Below are 25,891 nucleotides of genomic sequence, written 5' to 3'. Positions count from 1 at the left end.
TAAAAAATACAGACTAAGAAAGAAGAAACAGGTCAAGATTGACCTGTTTCTTTACCAAGAACAAGGCGATAATTGTTTAAAGTCTAGGGAAACTAATTAAAGCCTAATCCGGCAATGTAAATACCTATCAAATAATATGGAACTCCAAGAAACAACCATAATGTAGCCCCTTTTTTGGAAAAGAACTCTTTCATCGGGATTCCGGTAGGGGATTTAGCATCAACGAAAGGGATCTTAAAATCAGGGTGATATGCTTTTACGATAGGTCCTAGGACATGAATCAAAGAATATAATATGACTAGAGTAGATAGTAATAAAAAAGCAATTACAATAGTAAGCCTTTCGTAAAACGCCTCTGGAGAAGTATTACTTATAGTGAGCTTAAGTAGGCTAGCCAAAAACATGAAATACATTAGTGACTCAAACAGTCCCTTTAGGTGTGTTTTATTTGCAATCAGTTTAATCATAATCTTCCTTAAACTTTCTAATTGGTAAAAAGGGGGCAAGCCCCCAAAATGAATGGCGTTATCTGGCGATGACTACAGTCCCGCACTCGAGACGCTTTGTAACTGCTCGTTTATTTGCTATAAATCGGTTTAAAATGTGCTTGTTCAACATTTTCAATTCCTACGATATAGGTTGGAGTTGAATAACCTAAACATTGAAAAACTTGGTAGGAATAGATTGCTACGTCTAAAGTATCCAAGGTATTCAATGTAGAAACAGGACAACTCACCACTGTTTCTAATTTATCATTAGTGTTTAGCGTCGTGGCAAGCTTCTCTTATGCTTGCAAACGTCTTCCCATTGGCCGTTTTTATATCTTTTATAACGGCGCACAGGCACAACTTTAGTTCTAGAAGGCATTTGAAAATCCTCTAATCTAGTTTGGAGTTGAATAACCTAAACATTGAAAAACTTGGTAGGAATAGATTGCTACGTCTAAAGTACCCAAGGTATTCAATGTAGAAACAGGACAACTCACCACTGTTTCTAATTTATCATTAGTGTTTAGCGTCTTGGCAAGCTTCTCTTATGCTTGCAAACGTCTTCCCACTGGCCGTTTTTATATCTTTTATAACGGCGCACAGGCACAACTTTAGTTCTAGAAGGCATTTGAAAATCCTCTAATCTAGTTTGGAGTTGAATAATCTAAACATTGAAAAACTTGGTAGGAAAAGAGTGCTACGTCTAAAATACTCAGGTTTTACAATGTGGAAACAGGACAACTCACCACTGTTTCTTTATTTAAATAACTCTAATTATTTGTTTTTTATAATAAAAAAAGGTCTTTTCATAACCGTTTTGTTTGAAACGCAAAAAAACCACAAAAAAAAGTGTACGAAAAATTGGTGTTTTTTTTCATATTTATATATACTCTCCCTCGCTACGTTTAAAGTATTCAGGTATTTCAGTGTGGAAACAAGACTGTTTATCACGAAATCCAAATACGGTTAATAGCGAAAAAGAAATTAATCTTTTTCGCCCTTAACTTTACTCAATCTGCATCTTGCAGCACTATTAGAGACAATGAATTCTTTCATTAAATCGCGGAAAGAACTCATGTTTTTAACAATATTAAATGGCATTAAAAACTCAGCTGCAAATTGGTCTGCTTGCCATTCTGTATCTTCCCATATTTGGTGATCAGAATACTTTTCTTGCTTACCGAGAACTAATGGCTGATCGTGCATAAATAAATGACCAATTTCATGAGCAATAGTAAACCTGCTTTGGCCATCTCCATTGCAAGCTTTATCGTAAACTGACTGTTTTAAATAGATTTTACACTCTGAGGGTATAGTCAACCCCGCATAGTCCTCCATCTCGCAGTCTGGTTTTATTTCTAATGTAAAGTCAGGAATTTTATCAGGAAGGGTTATATCAATTAGGTGGATTATGTCCACACATTCTTCCAAGTCAATTTTGAAAAATGACTTGAGCTTTTCAACTTTCTCCCTGATTTGTTTAATATTCCTTGGGCTGGTTTTTATACCTTTTGTTCTTATTGCCACGTTATTACATTCCTTACTATCCCTTCAAAATTTCTAAAATAGCTTCAGCATCTTCATCACTTAAGTCCGACGACTCAATTCTTCTTGCAAAAGCTCCAACAGTACTTCTTAATAAATCACTGTCTTCATCTTTGACGTTAATACTGAACTCTTGTTGTGAAAGAGTTGCTGCGTCTTCTATTTCACATCTATCTTCAAAAGAAAGATCTAAGTAATCAGCTATCTTACTTACAAAGTCATTTGTTAACTTCTTCTTACCGTTTTCAACAGCCGATAAGTAAGCCGATGTTACGCCTAAGCCTTTCGCCATGTCACCAAGCTTCATATTTCTGTCGATCCGTATTTTACGGATAGCCATTCCAAATTTTGTTAACATAAGCCGCTCCACTCGTACTATTTCTTATTTTTATCCGTTAAACCCAATATGGGAGGTGTTTTTCCACCTTTAACCATAGTATTTCATGTTTTTAACCTAAAGTCAAGTGTTGTTAACCTAGTTGGTTAATTTCTTGATGGGGTTAGTTACTTAGCTGACATTTTCACTCAATGGCCTTTTATGTAAATAAAGATACTACTAATGTCCACCAAGTTACGGAAGGACAAACTTGTCCTGTTAAGTCAAAGAGTTGAAATAATGCTCATTTTTCCATTTATTGTTGCATGCATAATCTTTACTAGAAATGCAGATGAATCAGTGGCTTGAAAATTTATCTGGCTGCATTTTAAGCAGTCAGCTTGCTTGCTACTTCTTGTTAGCAAATGATATAAAGTGATTGATAGATGCTATTGAGGTGTAAAGAAAAATGGATGTTAAGGAACAGGCTGAAAAATTATGCCGGTGGTGTTGTACTCCCATTAATACGGAAGCGCGAATTTGTCAAAATTGTCATCGTTCGCAAGGCTGGGCGGGGAGGCTCCCATCAATCTCAATGGGTGTAGGGTTACTAGTATCAGTATTAGCTGCTCTTACCTCAATTTACCAAGCGATGCAGTCAAATGAAGATAAAAATGAAGCTAAAGCTGCGCTCATAGAGGTAAGAACTCTAAAAAAAGAAGTTGAAGCACTTCAATATTATGCACTGGAAGGGTATTTCAGAGAGTTTATAAGTGGTCTAGGTCATAGAGCTAGTGGAGTCTTGAACATGCTTAAGTATGAACATCGAAAAACACAGTTTTACTATCTAAGTCTCGAAAAAGTTGCTTCTGACGTAATGGTATTACAAAGTGATAGGTTCAAAGCTTTAAGCAAAGAGAAAAGAAATCATGCCGAATCGTTTAGATGCAACTTTGCAAAAAGAATACAAGAAACTATCTCAGATTTAGATTCAAGAAAAAACATAACAGAAGACTTAAAAACATCCCTAAAGGCTTCTAGTATAAAACTAGCTAAAGGCTGTGAAAACGTTAAAATCTAAATCCCATTTACACTGCCAATGCAGAATAACGTGTTTTATCTAGCCTTATAAGGCTGGCTAATGTTGGCTTGCAGCGCAGCGCTACCCCATTGAAAGAGAAGATTAGCACTATGCACTTTATTTCAAACAGGAAGGGGGTCGCGTTGTGGTTCCTTGGGATCATTCTATTTTGAACTTCCTTGTATTACAAACCTCCATCTAGTTATAACTATCTTTTAATTTAGATTATTTTGGTTAAATTGTTGCTGTGTTTTTATCCAGTGCTTTCTTGCCCGTTGCACTGCGTTTGAGCTAAACTAGTGCAATGGTTGTTACATTTGAGCAATTAAGTTAACATCTTGGTAATGTAAATAGGGACGTATTCATAACTACAAATAGGAAATACCAATGAAGCTCAAAAAGAAAGATATAAAAGCGCTTTCACCTAACCAGCTAACCAAAGTTAAAGGTGGCACAGGCGGTGGCGGCGATGGAGTAATTCCAACACAACAGGCACTGGGTACTGAGCTTGGCCCTTTCTGGGTTTATCCAGATTAACATGGAATGACAGATATGAGACTTAAAAAGCGAAGTTTAAAACACTTGTCAGAGAAAGGACTAAGCGCTGTTAAAGGTGGAGGAGGTGGCTCTAATGGTACTGTTGAGCCCCCTCAAGCTATGGATTTGGCAATTAAGCCAACAGTAAAAGCTTTGTAAATTTTGGAGCATCAAAAGCATGAGACTCAAAAAAAGAAACTTAAAAAGTCTTTCTAAACAAGAGTTAGGTGTAGTTTTTGGATGTGGAAGTGGAGCTGGTACTACGGCTGAACCACCAGTTGCAGAGCTAATTGCAAAGAGGACAAAACCTACAACCAAGGTTTTATAAATATGGAATGAAGAATATGAAGCTCAAGAAAAAAAGTTTGAAGCAGCTAACTACACAAGACCTCAGAAAAGTTGCGGGTGGGACTACTCATGATTCTAGCGAGCCACCTCAGGCTAAGGCATTAGTATTTGGAGATGAGTTAATAAAGGAAAAGCTCAAAATTGGCGGATAGTTAAGGTTTAATACTTAAGGAAAAGCATGAATGAGATTTTAGGTGGTATTGGATGGCTTATAAGGGGAGTTGAATTACTCCTATTGCTGTTCATGCTTATTCAATTCAAAAAACATAGGTGGAATTTGTTTTTCGGTGGAAAAACATCATGTATGTCATCTGACGAAAACGAAATGCATTCGTCATTTATTTGTATAATTTGTGTCCTTTTCTTTTATACCACGGGCCAAGGCTTAGCCAGTAGCATGCTGGAGTTACAGGAGCTAGACAAGTTTGAACTAAGAAGGCTATTCTATTTTTCTCTAAACGTTAATGCAGCTTTGATGGCTGGCGCAATTTACGTTCTTCACCGAATTAGAAAATGTAGGTTTTCAATCACCGCTAAAAGGTGTTTACACTTAATAGTATTGATTGTGTTGATCAATACTATTCAGCTTATCGCTAGAGGGTACTTCGATTTTAATGGGTTACAGTCGATTTATAGGGGACTTACTGTAGGATGTAATTTACTGGCATTGTTTATTGTAGCTGTGTACCCAGTAACAACTAGATTGAATAAAATAAAAAAAGAGAAGGAAGCTTAATGGAGATTTTGATTTTATCAATTGCCATTTTTGTTCTAGTGGCTACGTTTGCAATATTAGCAACGTTAGATTGTGAAAAAGTTAATAGGCTTGAGGCCTATATGCTGCTAAAGCTAAAGTTTAGTGCGCTTTATGAAAAAATAAATGGAGTAGATGCGGATGTCTCGTTTGAAGATAAATCTAGCTGTTCAATTGTTAATGACAATATTTCTTCTCACAATATATGTGTTGAGATAGGGCAAGCGCTGGCTGGGGATTCGAATGACCCCATGGAAAAGTTCGACCAACTTAGAGCTAGTATTAATAAAGCTAAAGAATACAGTATTCGAATGCAGAACATACCAATCAAATTAGCGCCAAAAGAACAGCCAAAGCTTTCGGTTGTAAAAAACGTTTAGTTGAGAAAGTGCTCGTGAGAATGGGGATGCCTCCCGAAGGTTTTAAAGACTAATAATATGCATAGTAGTATATCTGTCAGGGTAGGTGCTGGCAACGACCAACTAAATTAGCTTAGGTACAACTTGGAACGCATTGATAAAAGCTATGCTTCAATTGACAGTAGAAACGACGCCCTTCTTCTCAAACCATTTTAGCTCTGAGAGTTCAATTTTTTCTTCTAAAAGGTTTTTAAGTTCTTCGTTGATAGGGAAAAATTTATGATCAACGTGGTCAGAATATGAGCCAATCAGCACGTCATCAGTGGAAAATTCATCTTGCGCTGAATAATAAGCATACCCATCCATGTTGAATTTTATTCCAAGTTTAAGTATTTCAACAATAACAGGAAAACTAACACCATGATCAATAGATATATAACGACCTGCTGGAATATCAGTTACACCTTTAGTTTTTCCAAAAATATCGTAGATAGGTATATTGTTTTCTTTAAAGTAAGTTTTGATTTCCTCAAAGTCACTTAAGTTATCATTGATAGAAATACGTCCCCAGTTAAACCCTTGTTTTGCTGTAGCTACTTGTTGAGCGGGTTTGTTAATTACCTGTGTTTTGATTACTTCCAGCTCCTTTTCTATGAGGTCTAATTTACCAACTCTAACAACTCTATTTGACTTGCTGTCAAGGTATTTGGAATAGAATGAATCTTCTTGTAATTCAGGTCTAAATTTAGTTTGCAAAATAAATATAGCTACCAAAAATATAGGAACGTTAATTACAGCTGCGATGACCAGTAAGGATTTTTCCCAACCATCTATATTTGCAGCTGCGGTTAGAAACGAACCATTAATAGCAATAAGACCTACTAACCAAGCAGATAACAATTGAATAGGTTTTGTAACTTTTTGAGTATTAATTTGAGACACGGTACTTCCTTACCTCTAACAATTTTATAGTTCTCAACTTGCGCACTATCCTGAATATGGAAGCAACCTTATAGCTCAGAATCTAAGAAACAAGAATTTTACAGAACACCAATTTTCATTTTTCGCTCTTAGCTGCCTCCCAGATGAAATATGAACCTTGTATGGTTCGATAAAGGCTTTGCTTTTACCCTTCATTTGACTTTTGACTGGTTCTAGGTGTTTGGGACGAGTATCTAGCTTCAACAATAGGGGTTACTTTATTGAGTACATACTCTGACGCTTTATCAAAATCCATCTTCTCTGTATCAACTTTAATCCACTGAAAAAAACCAAATGTCATTATGCAATCTGTGACAGCTTCCACAAACTGCTCTTTGTATTTTTGCTCAGACAGATACGATGAACTCATTGGTTCATTTTTTATGTCGTTTCCAGGCATGATTTGGCCCGCTGCGGGACTAGTCTCTCCATTGATAAGCCACAAAGCATACTGTTTAAAGTCTGGATGGTTGGCAATAGCCATTATTGGTGGTGCACCCACTTCAGTATGCCCACCTTCATATTTTTTATATGAACTCAGTGGAATGCCAACCTTTTCGGCAAACTTATTTGCACTCAAGCCTGTGGTATTCCGAATTAGTTTGAATTTTTCACCTAGAGAAATTGACATAGTACCTTCCAAGGATCTATATTTGTCACATGTTCCTTGTGAGGAACTGTTTATATCCGTTATGAGGATATTATTGCTTAAAATGAACTTATATCGATTAGATTAGCATATGCAAGGCTGATATTGGAACCGTGCATGATGCTATTACTAGTATATGCGAGGTTAATATGGATAACTACAGACGCAATTTAGCAGGGGATGTTGTTGGTAATGATGAAAAGTTCCTCCGGGTAGCTGATGTCGTCGAAAAATGTTCAATTTCAAGAGCCATGATTTACAAACTGATGGGGCAAAAAAAATTTCCACCAAGCCATAAGATTAGCAATAAATATGTGATCTGGTTGGGCAGTGATATCGATTTGTGGCGCTCTATGGACATTGACGCTTTCTATGAAGTGTATGGTCAAACATTGAAAAGTGGTAACAGCCTTCATAAAAAGGAGCAAGCAGCATGATCACTGAACAATCAATCAAATCTCTTGGCTTGTCTCCTGAAGCTGAAAGTATTTTTCTGAGCATGCATCATGAGATTGAAGTCCTTAATGAAAAGCTAGACGAAGGTGACGAGCGTTTGGTTTCAACTGCTGAGGCAATGAGCTACCTACGTATTGCCCGCAACAAGTTTTGTGACTTATCAAAAGAGCATGATGACTTTCCGAAGGCGGTTACGTATGGGTATACCCATTACTATCGGTTTGGTGATGTTAAAGCCTTTCGTAAAAAGCTGGTTGATGAAGCAAGGGCTGGAGGTAACTCATGATTTCATTAAGCGTAGTCGACCAACTTAATGTACCTGATGACGTAAAAGGCATTATCTCTTTAGTAGTTAAAGAAAACATTGAGCTAAAAGAGCAGCTTAAAGAGGGTGATGACCGCCTTATTACAACTGCCGAGGCTAAGGAAATTTTGCTGTGTAAACACAAAAAGTTTTGGGATATGGCGGCTAATTACGACGACTTTCCCAAAGTTATTAAGTTTGGCAGAAATTACTACCGCCTTGGTGATGTTAAAGCATTTCGTGACAAGCACATTAAAGGCATAAACGGGGAGGCTAAGTGATGGGACAGCCAAACCAACTTCAAACAGTACCAGAATTAGCAGTTATCAAAGGTTCAAAGCGCGAGCTACCTGCTTGCTTTATAAATGCTCGCAAGCAGCTAAAAGGCGACTTTAACAGCCCAAGCCGTATTTACGCTCAGCTCCCAGAAAGACAAAAGTACCTGCTTTGTTTTGCCGCCGGCTTTAGCAGAACACAAGTTGGCATGCTTTGGCATGAAATGAGTAATGACCAGAGACTTTCTATCCGAGACGCGATAATAGAGTTTAGGGGCCTTTCTCAGCAGTTTTTTGATGCTAAGGCAATTGACCCACAAAAGTTTATTCAAGGCAGCAGTTTCGCCAAAGTTAACTAAGCAAGGAGCTATCATGTTTAACTTTTTTACAAAGCTGTTCAGTAAACCCCAATACACAAAGCGCCGCCTCAATAGCGGTTACCCCGAAGCCTTTGACAGTTACATGGACAAGTGGGTGTTGCAAAAGCTAACCAAGCTTTCATCAGAAGACTATGCCAAGTTGCCCAAATGCGATGACGTAAACGAATACAGAGTAAGGAAAGCGCTATGAGTTCTACGAACCCTTTCGATTGCATCTACTTTGTGTTTTGCAAAAACCAACCCAAAACACTAGTCACCAACCTTTTCGAAATTTAACCCAAAGGACCAAAGAAATGGAACATATCAAAGACCAAGTTGCGTCTGAAAAACATTTAAAACTGTCAAAACATGAAAAGGCAGCTTTGAAAAAGGTTTTCGTGATGGAATATAAAATTGCTGAGCTGAAAAGCCAATTAGAGCAGTTTATTGGTGACCTACATTCTGAGTGCAATTCAGCATATATAAAAGTTTGTAAACTTTCTCACAAAAATCCAATGCGTAAAAAAAATAGGGGATTCGTTACATTAATTACAGCCGAAAGAGCAATTCAAGCAGAGCAAACTTTAAGACTTCCCTCAATTGTAAAATCTGCTGTCAGAAGGATTAATGACACCATTATAAACAGATGGAACGGAAGCTACCAGCCAACCCAGTATAAACTCAATAGTTGGTTCGATATTGTTGCAGCATTTTCTCCAGAGTTATTTAAAAGGTTGTGGAATTTATATATGGGGCGCTGCATAGGAGGATGGATCGACTACCTCACTTTTGAAAGCGAAACATTAGCGAGTAAAGGTATTTTCAATATCCGACGGCCAAGCACTTACATCCACAAACAAGCACCAATCACTGTTGGCAAAGACGACATCCCCTTTTAAATAAAATATTTGGAACAAGAAAATGACATATATCAAAGACCAAGATCTGCCTGAAAATCAGAATATCACTCAATCAATGGTTAATTTAATCGTAGAGCAGGCTAACGAGGCGATTAACCTAGTTTGGAAAAGAGATACATCTAGTACTCGAATTGCATGCGAAGATGTACTTACTGATTTGCAGCCAATGGCAAAGCTTATTTGTGAACATGCAGACTTTGACATTTACGCGCAAATCAAAAAGGTATTAGACGAGCTGCATTTAGGCGCCGAGCTACTTCATAAACTAGAAGTTTAGTTATGACTGTTCGGCCTATTGACGTTGATACACTTAATTTAAGCGGGCTAGCAAAAGGTGTATTAGCGTCGATTACCGATATCGACGATTACAACTACTTAGCTCGCGGACTCTCCACATTACCTATCCCATTGCAGGGCCGTATGGCCCGTAAATACATTGACCGCTATAACGGTAAAAAAGCAGGTAGCAAATACAAAGCTAATGAATGGATGCGCCGCACTATCAAGCGTTTAAAACCTCGCTTTGGCGTGTTGTTCAGGATTGCTCAAAGTATGCCTTTCCCTTGGCATATTTTGAGCAGTGTTGAAAAGACGAAGGACCACTCAAGGCTTGTTGCAACTGAAGCTATGCGACTGATGATTGATCTTGCTGATAGCAATACCGAACTCTCATATAGAGAGTTATTAATAGAGACGCATATAGCTTTAAAGACATTCGCTAAGCCATTCGGCGTTAGAGTGCCATTTTCAAATACAAAGTATTCAAAATTACCAGATGTGCTGTTGCAGTCGACATTGCTTAAATTAAAGTGTGACAAGTGGTGGGCGCGAAAATTAAAGCTTGTACGCCGCCAGTATTTAGAGCTTTTGGAAATCTCAACGGGTCAGGTCGGAAAGGACTTGTTTTATAACCCGAGGACCAAAAAGAACTCCCGCAAAGGCATTTCTCCTTACTCGAGCAAATTAGCTCAACAAGAATACAGTCAATCAGAAAAGTCTGGATTGGAGTTTTTAAAACTAATGGAGCTAGAAGGCTCCGACGGCACTGTAATTGATTTAGTTGAAGCTGTTAAGTCGGGTATGGCAAACCCTAAAAACCGTCGCAATGAATTGATGCTTAGGATTCGTGAAACGGAGGAACTGGCCGACGAAATGGGTTATGTTGGCGTGTTTCTTACCCTTACCGCACCATCGCGTTATCACGCAAATAGCCAAAAGTGGGCAGGAACCACCCCCAAAGACGCACAAGCTTACTTAAATAGAACATGGTCTCGTGCTCGCTCAAAGCTAAACAGGCGAGGGCTTGATTACTTTGGTGTGCGAGTGGCGGAACCTCACGCTGATGGCACTCCGCATTGGCATATGATGCTTTTTATGCCCAAAAAGAAGATGCAAGAAATTATCGCCATTTTGCGCTGGTACTTTATCCAAGAAAACAAGCAAGAATTATATGAGAGACGGGCAGACAGGCCCCGTCAATTCAAGCTATACAAACAAAAGCGTAAAGAGTGGGGCTTAAAGAAAACGCAAGGTAAAAAGGCAAAGGAGCCTAGCAAATTCTATAAAACGTTTAACCCGCGATTTGAAGCTGTATTGATTGATAAAAGTAAAGGTAGTGCCGCCAGTTATATAGCTAAGTACATTTCAAAAAACATTGATGGATATATGTTACTCGATCATCAAGACGCTGAAACAGAGGAAGGTTTTGCTGAATTTGATGAAAAGGGCAAAGTTAAAAAGAACAATATCAACCCAGTCAGAGCCTGGGCGAGTGTTTGGGGTATTCGTCAATTTCAATTTTTAGGTTCACCAAGCGTTACTGTTTATCGTGAATTGCGCCGGTTACGCAATGAATGTGATGACCAGAATATTGAGCCTATTAGGTATGCAGCAAACGAGGGGCACTGGAAGGATTACGTAAAACTGCAAGGCGGCATGTCTGTAGGTAAAGATGCTAATTTCAAACCGCTGTATGAGTACACTGAGTTTGGCAACGACTACGGTGAAGTTGTTCAGCGTATAAAGGGGGTTTTGCATGCCGCTAGTGACAGCTCTATCGTCACTAGGTTGGTTGAATGGACCAGACAACTCAAAGGTACCGCAGAGAAAAACGCGCGTGCAGACAGCACCCCCGTCGGCTCAGCCGACTATTCTTGGACTAGTGGGAATAACTGTACGCCTTGCACGACAGGGCATAGCGACGAGTTAGTGCTAGATATGCAAGGTTGCAGCGAAAATGAGATCAGAGACATTAAAAAAGATCTCGTAGCAGGAAAAAGGATCATGAGAAACGGCTTTATTTACCTAATAAGGGGAGGGCAATTGCTCATATTGGATAAAAAAGCCCAGATTAACTCACTTAAACAAGACTACATCAAGCATGTAGCGCATTCACTCGCCCAAAAAGAGGCGGAGCAGCAGCGATATGAAGCCCAAGAGTCGGCAATTGCTGATTGGGATGTGCTTAATGAAGATCAAATTGACCAGATAAAACGAACTGGCCACGTTGTCGCGGGTCGTCGAGTGTATTATATTGTCGGCAACAAGCTTAACTCTTTCAAACGTATAGAGTTAAACGACATGGAGCGGGTAACGACGCTAGAAGCACAAGACGTGCATTGGCAAAAAGCTAGGGAGATTGTAGACCTCGCCTTTACCTATGCTCAATTAGAAGAACGAACAATTCCATCCAACACCATATACGGCCATGACCGAAAGCTCGGAAAGGGCTTAGACCTGATTGGTGATCTTGAACTTGCTCAACTCGCTGTTGAAGGCGAGGCAAGCGCGATTAGCGATAATGATTGGTGGGAGATAGGGATGATGGCTTAGGAGTCAAAATTTGGTGCAAAAAACGATTATAAATCTTAAAGCATTTTGGATAATTCTATCTTTTTCGCTTATTTTACTGTTTTTTGGGGTTGCGTCTATTCTCAGCCAGCATGTCAGTATTATCGATAAATGGTCTGCGTCAGCAAGCTGGATGAGTTTTGTACTAACATTTTTTGCAATCGTGGTCACAATACTATTTGGAATTCAGGCTAACCGCCTTGCCCAAAAGCCTATAGAAAAAGAAATGAGGGCGGATATACATAGGATTTATACGGAGCATTTACTCGGCATATCTGAGCAGTTTGAAGCTCACATATCTCTAAACTTTGTCAATGTTGTCATTCTAATAGAGTTGATAATTGAACAAGCAGCCAAGTCTGACTACAAAGTAAATGAGAATCTCTTAGGTAATGCGAACAGGGTTATTGAAGAATCAAATAGTGGAATGATCGAATACCAGAAAATGTCAGATGATGCTATTCAGCAATTGGACCGGCTTTCGTTCACTTATACTGAACTTAGTATTGAAATTGAAAAACACAAAAAGTCTATCTTAAGATCTCGCGCTGCTGCATTTGATTTATATAACGCAAGTCAAGCTCTCGAATATTCAATGGTAGATTATATTAGCCGAGAAGTTGATACTGATAGTTACGAATCTTATCTAGGTATTTTCCCGTCTAAGCGTTTTATGTCAAATGCTAAGGCACATTTACTAGAAAATAAAACCCAAGAATTTATGCGCCCGGTTTATAGCGCTTGTAGAAAGACACTAGCGCGGAACAGTGTAAGAAACCCCTTTCAGCTAAAGAACATTGCAAGCGACTTTAAGTCAATTTTAGATTAGCTTAATACAACAAAAATATAGGTTAAAAATAATGGTAAGTGAGTTATTTAAAAGTTTAGATGATTGGTTATATGAATTTGATGATAGATATCCCTTTTGGCAAGTTTGGTTGGTTATTCTTTTTTTATCATTAATTTTTGCGTCAACATTTACAGTTTTCCTAGTTAAACAGGAACTTGCAAATAGATTAGGGGCGTGGGGAAGTGCTCTTGGTGGAATAATCACATTTGTTGCCGCTGTCTTAGCTTTTTATCAGTATATGTTTTATGTTCGTGATCGTGCAATTGAAGAAAAAACTGAGCTTGTAACCGGGCCTGTTTCTGAGCTGAGGAAGTTGAAGTTTGATCTAGAAGGTTCAATGTGGACTGCCGTTACTTTGTATATATATGATAAGAAAGAAATTGAACTTACTCCAAAAGAAATGGCAGATGCAGTGCTGAAAGTTGAGGAATTAAAGAATAATATAAGTACACAATTTGAAAAGTCATTATCGTTATTAGATAGAGTTAACGTTAAAAATAGTTATAATTCAAATAAAAATAATAGATTAAAGGTGGAGTGTAAATCCATGATTGAGAAGGTTGTAGTCGATTTACAAATAGTAATTAATCTATTGTACAAATATCAAGGGAAAGACTTACTACTGGGTAACTTTGGTATAAAACCAATTGATAAATTATCTTACTATGAAAGCTTAGAAGCAGCGGCTCAGTTTGCTCTTAAAGATGACGCTATATACATTTATGGCTCTGCATTCGAGTTGATTGGTTTTAGAGAGTATCTTGCTCGCTTTGATGAAAGTGTTGAGAGTTTAACTAAAGTGAGTTAATTAGAGTTCTAAAATTTAATTAAATAGATATCAATTGAAGTTTATTCTTTTAGCAGGTCAATTTGCATTGGCTTCGGTAAATTCTTCAAAACCCCCGCAGCCAATCTTGCCACATCTCCCCTTGGTGGATTCAAATAGTGTTTGAATGCAAGACTTGCAACAAATGTCGCACCACACTCTTTAGTGTTTGAACACGAGCAGTACAATTCAGATACGTTATCCGCCACATTCTCCCTCGATGTTATTACTGCTTTGCTTCCGCAGTTTGGGCAAGTCACTCGCATTGTTACACCTTCAAATCTCAATCTTAATACTGTGATTATATACAGTTAATTCCGTGGCGCAAATATCACCGCCAGAACGCCTGCATGAGACCAAAAGGGCGAAAAATTCACTCCTCCTCGCCTTCCGCTTTCGCACAAAAAATTGACGGCTTTGACATCGCCTGTGACACCGAGATTATGTGGCAACCTTTATACCTATGGATCTGCCAGCATTTAGGAAAGGATCAGAATGTCAAACTTGTGACATGTTTTGACACATGAATGACAAGAAAGGATCCAAAATATTGGAAATACAACGAAAACCCATTTATATTAAAATTATTATGACTTAACTCATAACTATTTTATGAAATACTTATTTAAAGGAATGCAAAGCCCAGAGCGGTTCGAACTGCTTTTATCATTGACTCGGATTAGCAGTGACAACATTATTGAGGCTTTGAGGGATTACTTAGTGCGTGGTTTGGATAAAAAGACAGCGGCGGTAATCAATGGCATTGAGCAACCCAACTTGTCGGCAGCTTTGAGAAGGCTCGAGGTTAAAGCTGAATTGGTAGAAAGAATTAAGGAACTTGATAAATAAGGTGTTGATTAAAAATGGTAGAGGAAGCTTTAATAAAAAGACTCAAGGATAGTTTAGGTGCTGTAAAAAAACCATGTCGAAAAAAATATGTAAAATATATGATAGCCAGTAACTTTTATGTTGATGGTAACATTTTTATAAAGCGTTATGATATTGCGTTATCTTCTGATTATCTAGGAAATACAAATTATCGTTCCAAAATGGTTGTTGATTTATTAATGTCAATTGAGTGTTCTCTGAAATCATTACTAATTACAACTAGTAATGATGAGGTTAGTGCAAAAGAAGCATATAAGAAAGCAAGAAAATGTGGCCATAACTTGGATAAGTTGGCTAAACTCGTAATAAATCAGTCTAAGTATAAGATTAGAATCCCTAGCAGTAATAGTAGTGTATTTGTCGAACTTCATGAGCTGGGTGTTTTCGCTAGGTACTCTTTTGAAATCTGGAGTATTAAAATTAAACAAAAACACTTATTTTGTGATAATTTAGTAGAAAGAACTATTGAAAACACATACTGGTGCAACCGTTTAAGAGATGAGGCTATTAAGTGGAATATATTAGCATCAAATCGTTTGAGTGCATTAAGAAAGCATACAATTTTATCTGGAAAGCCTTTACTTAATGCGAGAAAAGAGGTTGATGATTTCGTAAATGATCTGAAGTAAAGTTGATGGTTTATGCGTTGGTTTTTCAATGGGAAGCCTAATTTCTAATTTTAAGCACTAATTTGTGAAAATAGGCTGTCAGTTGTATTTAACTAAAGCATTATATTCGTGTTTCAATGGTCAATATTATTGGTTTGTATTACTTATCCCTTAGCTTGTTAATGATATTCATCGGATCTTTACTAAACTTGTGACCGAAGTTATTCAGACCATTAAACAAATGAGGCGCCAGATATGCACCCACACCAATAAAGCCTGGTCGGGCGCTTTCGGCTACTTGCCAAAAATCACAAAAGCTAGATACCAAATAAGCAGCAAGTAATGCCATGAGCGCGTTAAAAAAGTAACGGCCAAAAGTAAACGCGTGTGGCGATAAGTAAAGTTGAATGGCAGCTGCGGCCATGCTGATAACAACAAACTGCACAATTTGTTTAAGGTTTATAAAGTCCATTATTCGGCATCCTTGCTTGTCGGGTATAAATCAGAGTATTCGGGTATTGCAAAATCAATGTGTAGTTTGGCTGGCAAATAGCGGTTAATGCTAGACATAGTTTGTTGGAGCGGTACTACTTCGTTGTTGTAATATGCACGGGTAATTTTGTCTAAATCACCAAAGCCTGGTGAATCGCCAGAGCTTTGGCCGCTCAATGCTTCTTGCGCTCGGTGCATACTCAACATGTCGTTGAGAGTAATTTTCTTGATGCGCTCGAATTCGTCTTTGGTAGAGATATCTCCAACAGGTGTGATCTTAATCGACTTTTCAGCGTCGGCTTTATTGCTGCGAAAGTTGAAAAATAAACTTCTAAAGTTACCCACGCCTTTGCTGTCTTTGATTGCATTTTTTAGTTTGGTTTCATCTTCAGCACTTAAATTTGGGTCGGCCATGCTAAAGATAAAGCCCATGTGTGCGCCGTTCTTGTAATAGCGGCGCCTAAATAGCGTCGCATCTTCATTAAGCAAAGCACTTTGAATACCGCCGTAATATTCGGGTATGCCATAAATACCTTGGGCTGGGTCATACTCTTTTATATGAATCACTTCTCCAGCATTGAATTTAATTGGCTCGATAGTACGGTTAGTTAATTGCGCATAAACACTACGCTCGGTTGTGTAACGCATGTTCAAAGCGGGTAGGTGCTTGAGTCTGATTATTTGCCCAAACTTATTTTTGATGATTTGAAGATAGGCATTACCAGACCATAGGTAGTCATAGGCAAACTTTTTAAATGCGTCGTTACTGATCACAGAGTTTGGTTTAAACCATTTCAGGATCATGTTGCGTTTAAAGCCAAGTATTGGCCCATGCTGCGCATTCACCCTAAGTAATTTAACTAAACCCAATAAACTGATAGGCGGCTCATATATGCCATTCATATCAGAAAATATGCCCGTGTAGTCTGTGAGCCGATTATCTAAAACTGGCTCCGGATCACCAAAACTAAACACGTCACTCATACCTGTATAGTTTGGTGCGCTGCCAGATTTAACGCCTTTCATCCTTGGCTTGTTCATTATGCTGCAATTCCTACTGATGTTTGGCGGCCCATCATGTTGCCGTCAAGAGGTTCAAATTTCATGGCATGCATTATTGCCCAAGCAATGTCAGCATGGCCCGTTGTCTCGGTTCGATTAGTTGCGTATGTGATTTGGTCGCCAACTACTTTACGACGAATGTTTATAAATGAGCTGGCAATATTTACTGCGTCTTTGTCGTATTCAAAGCGGCGGTTTTTAATAACATTTAAGGCCTTAATGACCATTTGGTTTTTAATAATTGGGTTGTAATGAATTGGTTCAGCATTAGGGAAAAATGCGGTTATCAGTTCCCACACACCATAACCCATACCTGTTGTATCAATTCCAATATGCTGCACGTTATATTTATGCGTGAGTTCTTCGATTTCGCGTGCCATGGCCTCAAAATCATTGCCACTTAAGTCGAGTGTTTCTAGTAGTCTAAATTTTTCGCCTGGTTGCATAGGTAAACTTAATACGGCAACACATGCTTTGTCGCCAAATCGAGCAGGATCAAAGCCAATCGCCACAGGTTTTAAACCAAACGGGCGTTCAAACCCTTCCTCGAAGTCATCCCATTCATTCGAGTCGCCCACACAGGCCATAAGTTGTTTTAAGTTGAAAGCAGAATGAGCATCGTCGATAAACTTACACATAAATAAGTTATCGAATTCGTCTTGTGAATATTCATTTTCAAGTATGCTGATGTTGATACGGTCAAAGCCCGAGTTTACAACATCATGTACATTGAGCATTTGCCGCCAAATACCATCTTCACATAAGCGACCTTCTTTGAGTGCTTTGTGGCTGCAATCAATCGCAAATTCATCATCGTTACAGGCTTTAGTATGTCGATACCACTTGCCATTCCAATGGTCATACGCTTCATGACTGGTAACACTGGGAGTACTGAAGTAGGTGACTCGGTATTGTTCATGTGTCGCCATTGCCTGTGCAAGGCCACGTAGCGATTTGTACTTAGGGATCCAAAATACTTCGTCTATGTATAAGTCGCCGCTTTCTGATTGGGCTGTTCGGGCATTGGTAGATTTAAAAATAAGTTTTACTGTTTTACCGCCGTTCAGGTTTAACACCATAGGTGAACCCGTTAGCTCAATATCAAAGTGTTCACGCACCAGTGCGATAATATTGGCTTTGAATACTTCCGCTTGGTCACGCGATGCAGAAATAAAAATCTTATTTCGGCCATTTACCACTGCATCGTAGAACGCTTCAAATGCAAAATAGAATGTGGCACCAATCTGGCGCGGTTTTAATATAAAACGGCTTCGGTGAAACTGGTTATCGAACCAATGTTTTTGATGCGGATAAAGCAACTTGTCTTTAAGTTCGTCCAGCATTTCAACTGTAATTGCTGAACAGTCATTTTTTTTGTTCTTCTTCTTTTTACTGCGGCCACTATGGGTGCCATTGTTAACTGGTTGAGCATCATTAGTCGCTTTTTGTCGGGAGGTAGCGGCATGTTTACTTTCGTTAAGGGCGCAAAGCTGGCGAGTACAAAACGCTAATTCTTTATAATCGGCGTCTGTTTTCTCTGGTTTGTCGGTAAGCACATTAATGCGGCGGCTGAATGCCATCTCGGCATTGTAGCTTGGACACATGTCAGCCCATTTGCCGTCATCAGCCCAGCGTCGAATACTTCGTGCGCTTGGCATATTTGGCAGCTCTGCTATTTCATCAAACGTGTAGCTATTAACCACATACAAGTCTTGTGCTTGTTTGCGTATTTCTGGCCCGTACTTTGGCTGCATCCTGCGCCCCTAAATCAATCCATGAAAGTGAGTTTAAGGGCTAAAAAGCTTCAATTCTGTAACTTCAATTCCTAGTTATTCCTAAAACGCAAATATAGGAATTTCTAGGAATTAAACAGTTAGAAAATCTTAAAAATCAGGTGCAAACTGCAATCAAGTTGAAGGAACGAATTATTAAAACGAGTAAAACATGTCAGGTCAATTACGCACAATACCCCTTACTATCGCCGCTGTTGGTTTAACGGTTGATGGTAGAGAAATTGAGGAGCAAGACGTTAATGATATTGTCGAAACGTATAACCCTAATATGTATGGTGCACGCATAAACATTGACCATTATGCGGATTGGTCTGGTTGGAAAGCAGAAGCCCTTTCATCAGTAAAACTTAATGGAGGGATGCTTGGTGATGTGATATCGGTCACTACTGAAAAAAATGAAGACGGAGTCCAAGTACTAAAAGCTGTACTTGCGCCAAACGCCAGTTTCGTATTGTTAAATCAAGCCGACCAGCATGTTTACTTCTCAATTGAAATCGACCGTAATTTTAGGGACACAGGTAAAACTTACTTAACAGGGTTAGCTGTTACTGATTACCCGGCTAGTGCTTATACATCAAGAGCAAAATTTAGCAAAGAGAGTGGCATAGAGAACAAGGATGTTTCGTTTCTTCGTGCTGACCTTGGCTTGTATAGCGAAATTGAAAAGCCATCAAAAAAGCCATTTTTTAAAAATATATTCAACAAGGAAGCTACCATGCCACTAACAGATCAAGATAAAGCAGATATTGGAAAAGCAGTCGCTGACGCTTTAAACCCTTCATTTACTCAGCTTAATACTTCATTAGCTGAATTCAATAAACAAAATCAGCAGGAAGCTGAAGACCAACAGGAAGAAGGTCAGGGTGGAACCCAAAACAAAGAGCTGACGGAGCAGCTCACCCAAATAAGTGAAAAGCTCAATAAAACGGACGAGAAGTTTAATCAGCTTCAAGACAAATTTGATGAACTTTCAACTGAAGAAGCCGACGACACAACTGATGCCGATGATGAGCCGACAGGTGATGAAGGCAAGTACAGCAACTTACTGTAAGGAAACAGCGATGCGCACTAAAACAACTCAAATATTTACCGCCATATGTGCGGGACTTGCAACCAATTACGGCGTAGCAAGTGTATCTGAAAACTTTGCAGTAGAGCCTACTATTGAACAAAAGCTTTACGATAAGGTTTATGAATCTGCTGAGTTTTTAACCCGTATTAACCATGCACTAGTTGATGATTTAGTTGGTCAGTCGGTATTTATGTCAGCGGGCTCGGGTGTAACTGGCCGCGCTGGTGTAGATGAAGATGGCAATAATGAACGTCAAACTAAAGACGTGTCTGGCTTAAGTAAGCGTGAATATCGCTGTTACGAAGAAGAAATCGATGTCCATTTATCGTGGGCAAAGATGGATGCCTGGTCAAAGTTTCCAGACTTTCATAACCGTTATCGCAATCATGTTCGTCAGCAAAAAGCCCTCGATATTATCAAGATTGGTTGGCACGGCATCAAAGCAGAGCCAATAACTGATTTAGCAAAATACCCAATGATGCAAGACGTTAATATTGGTTGGTTGCAACTTCTTCGCCGCGATGCGCCCGAGCGTGTAATTAAAGAAGGCGCAGTGACGGGAGAAATCCGTATTGGTGAAGGTGGCGATTACGAAAACCTTGATTGTGCGGTACATGACTTAATTCAAGGTATCCCATTGCACAAGCGTGTTGGTTTAGTTGCCATTATTGGTGATGAATTGATTGCCCAAGACAAAGGTAAGCATTACGCCAAAAATGCACATACGCCCAGTGAAAAAACAAAAGTGGAAATGGCACAGGTGATCAACACTTATGGTGGTTTACCTAGCTTTCAGGTGTCCTTCTTCCCATCACGTGGCATTTTGGTGACCAGTTTTGACAATTTAAGCCATTACATACAGTCGGGCTCTACACGAATGAGCATTGAGAACAATGCCAAGAAAAAACGCGTTGAAGACTACGAGTCACGTAACGCTTGTTATTACGTAGAAGACCTTGAGAAAGCGGTTTATATCGAATCTGACTCGGTAAAAACTCATAAAGCAGAAGACGGTACTTGGTCTTAGATTCCTTCTTTGAGAATAGAACGAACGCTGCTTGATTCAGTCGTTCAAGCAGCAACTTATAGAGAGTGTTTTTAAATGAGCCTAGTTAAGCAAGCATTAGCCAAATCAAAAGGCGAAGTACCTAAAAGCGCAGTGGATGCGCAGGCACCAAGCAAGGTGAAACGCAGCAATGAAAAGCAAACTGAGTACGCGTTTTTTAAAGCGGCAATAAGTTCTGACTTGGCTCAGCTAAAAACATTCACTGATATTGCAGACAAAGCGGATTACAAATCGACGGCCTTGGAACGCAATGACTATCTAGGTTACATAAACCAGTATCGGCTGAGCGGTGGTAACCATCCAAACATCGTACTTTCATGGGTGTTTATCTGGTTGGTTGACTTGAAGCGTTGGACGCAGGCAATCGAATTATTGCCGCTGTTAATCGAGCAACAACAACCGCTGCCCACACGTTTTAACACTAAGCACTGGCCAACTTTTTTGGTAGATCAGCTGTATGACGAAGTGAACTGGCACCTACAAAACAATAAAAGTGATGGATACAAAGACATGGCATTTTGCCTGTACCAGGTGATCCACCTATTGCGCCGCCAGGACTGGGCAGGACAAGAAATCGCAGGCGGTAAATTATATGCAATAGCTTGCAAGCTGGAGGTCGCCAGAGATAACACTGGTAATGCAGTGTTATTTGGAGAGCAAGCACAGGAAATAAATAAGGATGCCGGAGTAAAAACTTTGGTCGCAAAATTACAGAAAAAGCTCCAACGCCAGTGAGCAACTTAGCTTAACCAGTTAACGGAATACGAATAGCTGCTTAAGACTAAGTGGCGCTCACACTAATAAAGGAGGGCAATATGAATTTATCAAACATGCCAGTGGCTGATCAGCAACAGCAAAACATTGTGGTATCTGGCAATGGATATTATCCAGATTTGGAAACGGCATTCTTTATTAAGCGCTATGCGATCCCCTCTGAATTTGCGAACGATGAAAAAACGTTGGTTAGCATTCTCAAAGAGTCACAGGCCGAAGTTAACAACGAACTAAAAGAAGCTGTTTTAACTAATGGTACACCGCTCAATGAGCAACAAATTCTGTTCTACAGAACAGCGGTTTATGCCTTAGCTAAATCCAAAAGCTTGAAGTCAAAGCTAAGCACTACGCATCGAGACAGAGCCAATGCACAAAATGAGCTAGCGTCAGATAATTTTGAGTTTTGGCACGATGAATATCGCAATCAAATCAACTTACTTCGAGCGCTAAGCCCAAGTTTGTCGGCGGAATTGATATGAGCATGAGTAAGTTAGATAGGTTAAAGCGATTCTTAATTGATGCTAACTACAAAGGGCATAAGCTGGCGTTACCCGAACAATTTGAAGCGCACATGGAAGAGGGAGTTATTACCCCAGCGAGTAAGCAAATAAACGGCAATGGTTTACTAGCAGCAAGGCTTTATTACTCTTCAATCATTTCAATTGATCCTTGTTATGCGCCAGTTGAGTTAGTGAGTGCCTATGTGAGTTTTTGGCTTCAAAACAACGCAGAAGGTGATGATTCCGAAAGTGCGGAGTTTAATTGCTCAATTAACGACGACAACTCAAATGAAATTGAAATTGTAATCGGTACTTTTGAGGAAGAGTTAGAACTTGTAGAAGTTGCCAATGGCCCTTTTGAACTTGGCGGAAAAAGTTACGACTTTGGCGAACAAAGCCTTTGGATTGCAGAGAGGTTCACTTTAGCCGGTGAAGTTGGCCGTGCTTAATATCAAGCTCGATACAAGTGACGCATTAGTTCAACTTGAAGCACTTTCTTTACCAGAAAAAAAACGCAGAGCCATATTGAGAGATATGGGGAGAAAGTCCCGTAACTTATCAGTAGACCGGGTCAAAGAAGGCAAAAACCGAGATGGCAGAAAATGGGAAGATCCAAAGAATGGGAAAATTTTCAAAAAGATAAACCAGAAGAAACGCACATATATAAAAACAAGCGGAATGACTTCTGTAATCGGTTACAAAAAAGGCCGTTGGGGAGCAATCGCCAACGCTCACGCCAAAGGATTAAAAGATAAGTTTACCGTTAAGAATCTAAAAAACAGAAACTTGCCGGACGACAGATCAAGAGCAACCCAAGCTCAAGCTGAACGCTTGGTTGATTTGGGTTACAAAAGGTGGGACAAGCGTAACAAAGCTTTCAAAGAAGTGAGTGAGAAAACAATCAGGAGAAAGCTCAAATTTGGACAAGCTGGTTTAATTATTAGATTGCTCAAAGAAAGAAATAAAGCAGCAGAGAAACAGCGTAAGAAAGAATGGGACATTAAACGACCAGTTCGTGAATTGTTGGGTAATACAGTGAGCGAGCAAAACAAAATTCGTATAGCTGAGCTAGAACGAAAAATGTTTTTACAGCAGAAAAGTTAATTTAACAAGGAAAGGTTATGGCACAAGGTAAAGTTTCGGTTGCCGCCGTTCAAACTGGTAGCGGTGCGATTAAAGAAGTAGAGCGCACGGTATTAGTGATTGGTGAAGCGCCAGCAAACAATGGTGTGATTCAAGCAATCAATGCACAAAGTGATTTTGATTCACTGTTTGGTGAAGCTGATTCACAATTAAAAACCCAACTTAAAGCATGGCAGCGCAATGGTGATGATCTAGTAAGCGGTTATGCCATTTCTCATGGTGCTGGCGAGAATATTTTAGAGTTAATTGATAAAGCCATGGAGCAAGACATTAGCCCCGAAGTAATCGCTATTTGTACACCGGTTACTGGGAAAGCAGAAGTTGAAGCATACCAGGCTAAGAACCTCGAAATTTTAAACAAATATGCGCGTTATGTTCGCACACTTGTGGCTGCTCCTGGTTTAGACGGTACACAAACATGGTCAGAATTAGTGACGGCATTACAACCCCTAATTGATGGTGTCGTGGGTAATCGTGTCGCCGTTGTGCCTTTACTTTTTGGTGATGAACTGGGCGGTGTGTTAGGGCGTTTGTGTAAACGTTCAGTGACTATAGCTGACTCACCAATGCGTGTGTTAACAGGATCTATGTCACTTATGCCTCTACCAGAAGATTCTTCAGGCAATCCGCTGACAAATGCAACAACGTTGACATTAGATTCATTGCGCTTTAGCTGCACGCAATTTTACTCGGATTTTGATGGTGTCTATTTTGGTGACGTCAATATGCTCGATGCTGAAGGGGGCGATTTTCAACGCATTGAAACAGGTCGTATTCTTGATAAAGCATCTCGAGCTGTTCGCATTATTGCCATTCAGCAAATTAAAAACCGTCGCTTAAATAATAGTACAAGCGGCATTGAATTTGGTAAGCGTGTTATGGGCAGGCCGCTACGTGATATGAGCAAATCTGTAAATATTGGTGCGGATAAATTCCCAGGTCTGATTGATGCGCCAAAAGACGACAGTATTACCCTGACGTTTATGGATGCTCGAACATTGCATGTGATGCTTAAAGTGAGACCGATAGACTCACCAAACACAGTTCTAGCAAACATCATGTTAGACGACGTTGAGTAAGGACAGACCATGACTAGAAAAGTATTAGGCGGAAAGGACTTTGACTGTTTCATGGGTAACTCCATGGTGCACGTTGTGGAAGCCAATGTAAAAATTACCGATGGCCGAAAACCTAAAACAGTGCGCGGTATTCCTATGGGCTGGATTGATGGCCCAGTCGAAGCAGAAGTAACGTTAAAACTTGATCACGAAAACTTCTTATTACTGCAAGCCCAAGCGCAACAGGCAGGTAGTTGGAAAGGCATTGAGCCCTTTGATGTGGCCTTTACTGCAAGCGTTGCCGTAGGTGATTTAAACGTTGAAGTTTTTGGCTGTATGCCGCAACTCGAGGAGTTGTTAAACATTAAAGCCGAAGGGGGCGAAGAGAATACTTTCTCTATTAAATGCCCAGTAACAAGCCCTGATTTTGTGTATATCAATGGGGTGCCTTATCTCACAGCTGATGAAGTGAGAAATTTGTGATGCGGGGCTTCGGCAAACTTAGCTCGCAAGTGTTACTCAGTGCTATGGCACTCAGTAAACACAAAGTGTTTGAGGGTGAACTAAACCTAAACATTATTGGTGTTCGTGCCGCAAATACCCGAGCAAATACCTTTAATGACCTAATTTGTGTGCTGTATCAGCAAAACGGCGAGTGGCAACTTAAGCAGTTTAAAGCGACTACTGATGCGGGCCTTTATTGGCGTAAACACCCAATGAACATTGACGGCACAGCGGTATTGGTGCCAGGTCAACATCGCGGCTTGTGGAAACTGGGCTACCACCAAGGTAAATATCGTGCACTTGTTCAAAACAAACCTGTGATCGTACTTCGTGACAACGACAAAAACGCCGAATTAGAAACCGATGAAGCACAGGCCGAGCTGCAACTTGGTTACTTTGGTATTAATTGCCATCGAGCGAGTGCACACATCGAATCAAAGCAAGTTGATAAGTGGTCCGCGGGTTGCCAAGTATTCGCGAACCCAGACGACTTTGACGAATTTATTAATCTTTGTGAGCAATCAGCTGAGCGTTATGGCAATACCTTCAGCTATACGCTACTTGAACAAAACCAACTTAAAGAGAGCAAGGAAAATGCAGAATAAGCAAATTGTCATTGATACCGATGAACAAGAGTTCACGTTTAATGTTACGGGTCAGGCTTACAACAAATATCTAAACAGCACGACACCGACCAATAAAATTCAACCAGCAACTAACTTTTTATTAGCCACGGTTGATGATGCTCAGAAAAAAGAGCTCAAGGCACTGTTACAGCAACCAGGTGCAGCGTTGCACATGGTCGGCACAGTGATTGAAGACTACACACCAGAGTTTAACTTCTCAGTAAAAAAATCGAAGAGCGAGCCAAGCGAATAAAGCAAAATCGCTTAGACCAGTTATTTGCATATCACGCCAAACACTTTGGTAATTTGCCAATATCAGGTGAAACCTTGGCACAAGCGCTCTTTATTGAAACTCAGCAACAGGAGTTGCTAACCGTTGCAGTAAACAACGGTATTTGCATGGCACT

Annotated in this window: 37 protein-coding genes; 28 read left to right on the top strand and 9 right to left on the bottom strand. The window is 39.7% G+C overall.

Annotated features, from left to right (window positions below; translation table 11 throughout):
- Nucleotides 1-92: 92 nt before the first annotated feature.
- The 3 genes from A7985_RS05550 to A7985_RS05540 form a co-directional block, all read right to left on the bottom strand.
- Nucleotides 93-467: a hypothetical protein gene (locus tag A7985_RS05550; RefSeq protein ID WP_065789423.1), complete on the bottom strand. Its 375-nt coding sequence runs from the start codon at nt 465-467 to the stop codon at nt 93-95.
- Between the two features lie 1,005 nt (nt 468-1,472).
- Complete coding sequence (locus tag A7985_RS05545; protein WP_065789422.1) at nt 1,473-2,015, bottom strand: ImmA/IrrE family metallo-endopeptidase; 543 nt, start codon at nt 2,013-2,015, stop codon at nt 1,473-1,475.
- Nucleotides 2,016-2,031: 16 nt separating this feature from the next.
- Nucleotides 2,032-2,391, bottom strand: coding sequence for a helix-turn-helix transcriptional regulator (locus A7985_RS05540; protein WP_065789421.1), 360 nt, complete (start codon nt 2,389-2,391; stop codon nt 2,032-2,034).
- A gap of 427 nt (nt 2,392-2,818) precedes the next feature.
- Between A7985_RS05540 and A7985_RS05535 the strand changes: the two genes are divergently transcribed.
- The 6 genes from A7985_RS05535 to A7985_RS05525 all read left to right on the top strand — a co-directional run bounded on the left by A7985_RS05535 (nt 2,819) and on the right by A7985_RS05525 (nt 5,449).
- Entirely contained in the window at nt 2,819-3,430 is a 612-nt protein-coding gene (locus A7985_RS05535; protein WP_065789420.1) for a hypothetical protein, read from the top strand.
- A gap of 387 nt (nt 3,431-3,817) precedes the next feature.
- Nucleotides 3,818-3,967 carry a hypothetical protein gene (locus A7985_RS26395; RefSeq protein WP_176716689.1) on the top strand — a complete coding sequence of 50 codons (150 nt, stop codon included), beginning with the start codon at nt 3,818-3,820 and terminating at the stop codon, nt 3,965-3,967.
- Between the two features lie 15 nt (nt 3,968-3,982).
- Entirely contained in the window at nt 3,983-4,126 is a 144-nt protein-coding gene (locus A7985_RS26390) for a hypothetical protein (protein WP_176716688.1), read from the top strand.
- A gap of 185 nt (nt 4,127-4,311) precedes the next feature.
- A complete protein-coding gene (locus tag A7985_RS26385) occupies nt 4,312-4,467 on the top strand; it encodes a hypothetical protein (RefSeq protein ID WP_176716687.1) in 156 nt (51 codons plus the stop codon).
- Nucleotides 4,468-4,493: 26 nt separating this feature from the next.
- Complete coding sequence (locus tag A7985_RS05530) at nt 4,494-5,051, top strand: hypothetical protein (protein ID WP_065789419.1); 558 nt, start codon at nt 4,494-4,496, stop codon at nt 5,049-5,051.
- On the top strand, nt 5,051-5,449 hold the full coding sequence (locus A7985_RS05525; protein WP_065789418.1) for a hypothetical protein: 399 nt from the start codon (nt 5,051-5,053) through the stop codon (nt 5,447-5,449). The genes A7985_RS05530 and A7985_RS05525 overlap by 1 nt, the downstream gene beginning before the upstream one ends.
- Nucleotides 5,450-5,599: 150 nt before the next feature.
- Here the strand turns inward: A7985_RS05525 and A7985_RS26380 are convergent, their stop codons facing one another.
- Nucleotides 5,600-6,370 carry a hypothetical protein gene (locus tag A7985_RS26380; RefSeq protein ID WP_065789417.1) on the bottom strand — a complete coding sequence of 257 codons (771 nt, stop codon included), beginning with the start codon at nt 6,368-6,370 and terminating at the stop codon, nt 5,600-5,602.
- Nucleotides 6,371-6,554: 184 nt separating this feature from the next.
- Nucleotides 6,555-7,040, bottom strand: a complete 486-nt coding sequence (locus A7985_RS26375) for a helix-turn-helix domain-containing protein (RefSeq protein WP_065789416.1) — start codon at nt 7,038-7,040, stop codon at nt 6,555-6,557.
- Between the two features lie 167 nt (nt 7,041-7,207).
- On the opposite strand from A7985_RS26375, the gene A7985_RS05510 reads away from it, so the two are divergent.
- From A7985_RS05510 to A7985_RS05465, 10 genes are all read left to right on the top strand, one after another.
- Nucleotides 7,208-7,495, top strand: coding sequence for a helix-turn-helix transcriptional regulator (locus tag A7985_RS05510; RefSeq protein WP_081310432.1), 288 nt, complete (start codon nt 7,208-7,210; stop codon nt 7,493-7,495).
- Nucleotides 7,492-7,800 carry a hypothetical protein gene (locus tag A7985_RS05505; RefSeq protein WP_065789415.1) on the top strand — a complete coding sequence of 103 codons (309 nt, stop codon included), beginning with the start codon at nt 7,492-7,494 and terminating at the stop codon, nt 7,798-7,800. The genes A7985_RS05510 and A7985_RS05505 overlap by 4 nt, the downstream gene beginning before the upstream one ends.
- Nucleotides 7,797-8,099: a hypothetical protein gene (locus A7985_RS05500; RefSeq protein WP_065789414.1), complete on the top strand. Its 303-nt coding sequence runs from the start codon at nt 7,797-7,799 to the stop codon at nt 8,097-8,099. The genes A7985_RS05505 and A7985_RS05500 overlap by 4 nt, the downstream gene beginning before the upstream one ends.
- Nucleotides 8,099-8,452: a hypothetical protein gene (locus A7985_RS05495; RefSeq protein WP_065789413.1), complete on the top strand. Its 354-nt coding sequence runs from the start codon at nt 8,099-8,101 to the stop codon at nt 8,450-8,452. The genes A7985_RS05500 and A7985_RS05495 overlap by 1 nt, the downstream gene beginning before the upstream one ends.
- A 13-nt stretch (nt 8,453-8,465) precedes the next feature.
- On the top strand, nt 8,466-8,663 hold the full coding sequence (locus A7985_RS05490; RefSeq protein WP_065789412.1) for a hypothetical protein: 198 nt from the start codon (nt 8,466-8,468) through the stop codon (nt 8,661-8,663).
- A 103-nt stretch (nt 8,664-8,766) separates the two neighbouring features.
- Nucleotides 8,767-9,351, top strand: a complete 585-nt coding sequence (locus tag A7985_RS05485) for a hypothetical protein (RefSeq protein ID WP_065789411.1) — start codon at nt 8,767-8,769, stop codon at nt 9,349-9,351.
- A gap of 22 nt (nt 9,352-9,373) precedes the next feature.
- Entirely contained in the window at nt 9,374-9,649 is a 276-nt protein-coding gene (locus A7985_RS05480) for a hypothetical protein (RefSeq protein WP_065789410.1), read from the top strand.
- A gap of 2 nt (nt 9,650-9,651) precedes the next feature.
- A complete protein-coding gene (locus A7985_RS05475) occupies nt 9,652-12,204 on the top strand; it encodes a replication endonuclease (protein ID WP_065789409.1) in 2,553 nt (850 codons plus the stop codon).
- A gap of 13 nt (nt 12,205-12,217) precedes the next feature.
- Nucleotides 12,218-13,051: a hypothetical protein gene (locus A7985_RS05470; protein ID WP_141685268.1), complete on the top strand. Its 834-nt coding sequence runs from the start codon at nt 12,218-12,220 to the stop codon at nt 13,049-13,051.
- Nucleotides 13,052-13,082: 31 nt separating this feature from the next.
- The gene (locus A7985_RS05465; RefSeq protein WP_065789407.1) at nt 13,083-13,880 is read left to right on the top strand and encodes a hypothetical protein; all 798 of its coding nucleotides are present in this window, start codon (nt 13,083-13,085) and stop codon (nt 13,878-13,880) included.
- Nucleotides 13,881-13,921: 41 nt separating this feature from the next.
- Here the strand turns inward: A7985_RS05465 and A7985_RS05460 are convergent, their stop codons facing one another.
- Nucleotides 13,922-14,164, bottom strand: coding sequence for an ogr/Delta-like zinc finger family protein (locus tag A7985_RS05460; RefSeq protein WP_065789406.1), 243 nt, complete (start codon nt 14,162-14,164; stop codon nt 13,922-13,924).
- A gap of 346 nt (nt 14,165-14,510) precedes the next feature.
- On the opposite strand from A7985_RS05460, the gene A7985_RS05455 reads away from it, so the two are divergent.
- Together A7985_RS05455 and A7985_RS05450 are read left to right on the top strand one after the other, a co-directional pair.
- Nucleotides 14,511-14,747 carry a PapB/FocB family fimbrial expression transcriptional regulator gene (locus A7985_RS05455; RefSeq protein WP_065789405.1) on the top strand — a complete coding sequence of 79 codons (237 nt, stop codon included), beginning with the start codon at nt 14,511-14,513 and terminating at the stop codon, nt 14,745-14,747.
- Between the two features lie 14 nt (nt 14,748-14,761).
- On the top strand, nt 14,762-15,415 hold the full coding sequence (locus A7985_RS05450) for a hypothetical protein (protein WP_065789404.1): 654 nt from the start codon (nt 14,762-14,764) through the stop codon (nt 15,413-15,415).
- Between the two features lie 139 nt (nt 15,416-15,554).
- Here the strand turns inward: A7985_RS05450 and A7985_RS05445 are convergent, their stop codons facing one another.
- The 3 genes from A7985_RS05445 to A7985_RS05435 are packed head-to-tail and all read right to left on the bottom strand — an operon-like array spanning nt 15,555 to nt 18,702.
- The gene (locus tag A7985_RS05445) at nt 15,555-15,866 is read right to left on the bottom strand and encodes a hypothetical protein (RefSeq protein ID WP_065789403.1); all 312 of its coding nucleotides are present in this window, start codon (nt 15,864-15,866) and stop codon (nt 15,555-15,557) included.
- Complete coding sequence (locus tag A7985_RS05440) at nt 15,866-16,927, bottom strand: phage portal protein (RefSeq protein WP_141685267.1); 1,062 nt, start codon at nt 16,925-16,927, stop codon at nt 15,866-15,868. Before A7985_RS05440 ends, A7985_RS05445 begins: the two co-directional genes overlap by 1 nt.
- Nucleotides 16,927-18,702 carry a terminase large subunit domain-containing protein gene (locus tag A7985_RS05435; protein ID WP_065789402.1) on the bottom strand — a complete coding sequence of 592 codons (1,776 nt, stop codon included), beginning with the start codon at nt 18,700-18,702 and terminating at the stop codon, nt 16,927-16,929. Before A7985_RS05435 ends, A7985_RS05440 begins: the two co-directional genes overlap by 1 nt.
- A gap of 190 nt (nt 18,703-18,892) precedes the next feature.
- Between A7985_RS05435 and A7985_RS05430 the strand changes: the two genes are divergently transcribed.
- The 10 genes from A7985_RS05430 (at nt 18,893) to A7985_RS05385 (ending at nt 25,737) form a co-directional block, all read left to right on the top strand.
- Nucleotides 18,893-19,792: a GPO family capsid scaffolding protein gene (locus A7985_RS05430; protein ID WP_065789401.1), complete on the top strand. Its 900-nt coding sequence runs from the start codon at nt 18,893-18,895 to the stop codon at nt 19,790-19,792.
- Between the two features lie 10 nt (nt 19,793-19,802).
- Nucleotides 19,803-20,840: a phage major capsid protein, P2 family gene (locus tag A7985_RS05425; protein ID WP_065789400.1), complete on the top strand. Its 1,038-nt coding sequence runs from the start codon at nt 19,803-19,805 to the stop codon at nt 20,838-20,840.
- Between the two features lie 75 nt (nt 20,841-20,915).
- Nucleotides 20,916-21,614, top strand: coding sequence for a phage terminase small subunit (gene gpM / locus A7985_RS05420; RefSeq protein WP_065789399.1), 699 nt, complete (start codon nt 20,916-20,918; stop codon nt 21,612-21,614).
- Nucleotides 21,615-21,694: 80 nt separating this feature from the next.
- On the top strand, nt 21,695-22,132 hold the full coding sequence (locus A7985_RS05415) for a head completion/stabilization protein (RefSeq protein ID WP_065789398.1): 438 nt from the start codon (nt 21,695-21,697) through the stop codon (nt 22,130-22,132).
- A complete protein-coding gene (locus A7985_RS05410) occupies nt 22,129-22,602 on the top strand; it encodes a phage tail protein (RefSeq protein ID WP_065789397.1) in 474 nt (157 codons plus the stop codon). The genes A7985_RS05415 and A7985_RS05410 overlap by 4 nt, the downstream gene beginning before the upstream one ends.
- Nucleotides 22,595-23,257: a hypothetical protein gene (locus A7985_RS05405; RefSeq protein ID WP_141685266.1), complete on the top strand. Its 663-nt coding sequence runs from the start codon at nt 22,595-22,597 to the stop codon at nt 23,255-23,257. Before A7985_RS05410 ends, A7985_RS05405 begins: the two co-directional genes overlap by 8 nt.
- Nucleotides 23,258-23,274: 17 nt before the next feature.
- Nucleotides 23,275-24,375, top strand: a complete 1,101-nt coding sequence (locus A7985_RS05400; protein WP_065789395.1) for a DUF2586 domain-containing protein — start codon at nt 23,275-23,277, stop codon at nt 24,373-24,375.
- A gap of 9 nt (nt 24,376-24,384) precedes the next feature.
- Nucleotides 24,385-24,837, top strand: coding sequence for a phage protein (locus A7985_RS05395; RefSeq protein ID WP_065789394.1), 453 nt, complete (start codon nt 24,385-24,387; stop codon nt 24,835-24,837).
- The gene (locus tag A7985_RS05390) at nt 24,837-25,463 is read left to right on the top strand and encodes a hypothetical protein (protein WP_065789393.1); all 627 of its coding nucleotides are present in this window, start codon (nt 24,837-24,839) and stop codon (nt 25,461-25,463) included. Before A7985_RS05395 ends, A7985_RS05390 begins: the two co-directional genes overlap by 1 nt.
- The gene (locus tag A7985_RS05385) at nt 25,453-25,737 is read left to right on the top strand and encodes a putative phage tail assembly chaperone (protein ID WP_065789392.1); all 285 of its coding nucleotides are present in this window, start codon (nt 25,453-25,455) and stop codon (nt 25,735-25,737) included. The genes A7985_RS05390 and A7985_RS05385 overlap by 11 nt, the downstream gene beginning before the upstream one ends.
- Nucleotides 25,738-25,891 lie beyond the last annotated feature (154 nt).

Source organism: Pseudoalteromonas luteoviolacea, from assembly GCF_001696455.1.
GTDB lineage: Bacteria > Pseudomonadota > Gammaproteobacteria > Enterobacterales > Alteromonadaceae > Pseudoalteromonas > Pseudoalteromonas luteoviolacea_C.
The sequence above is the reverse complement of the archived record's forward strand: the minus strand, read 5'-3'. Positions and strand labels throughout refer to the sequence as shown.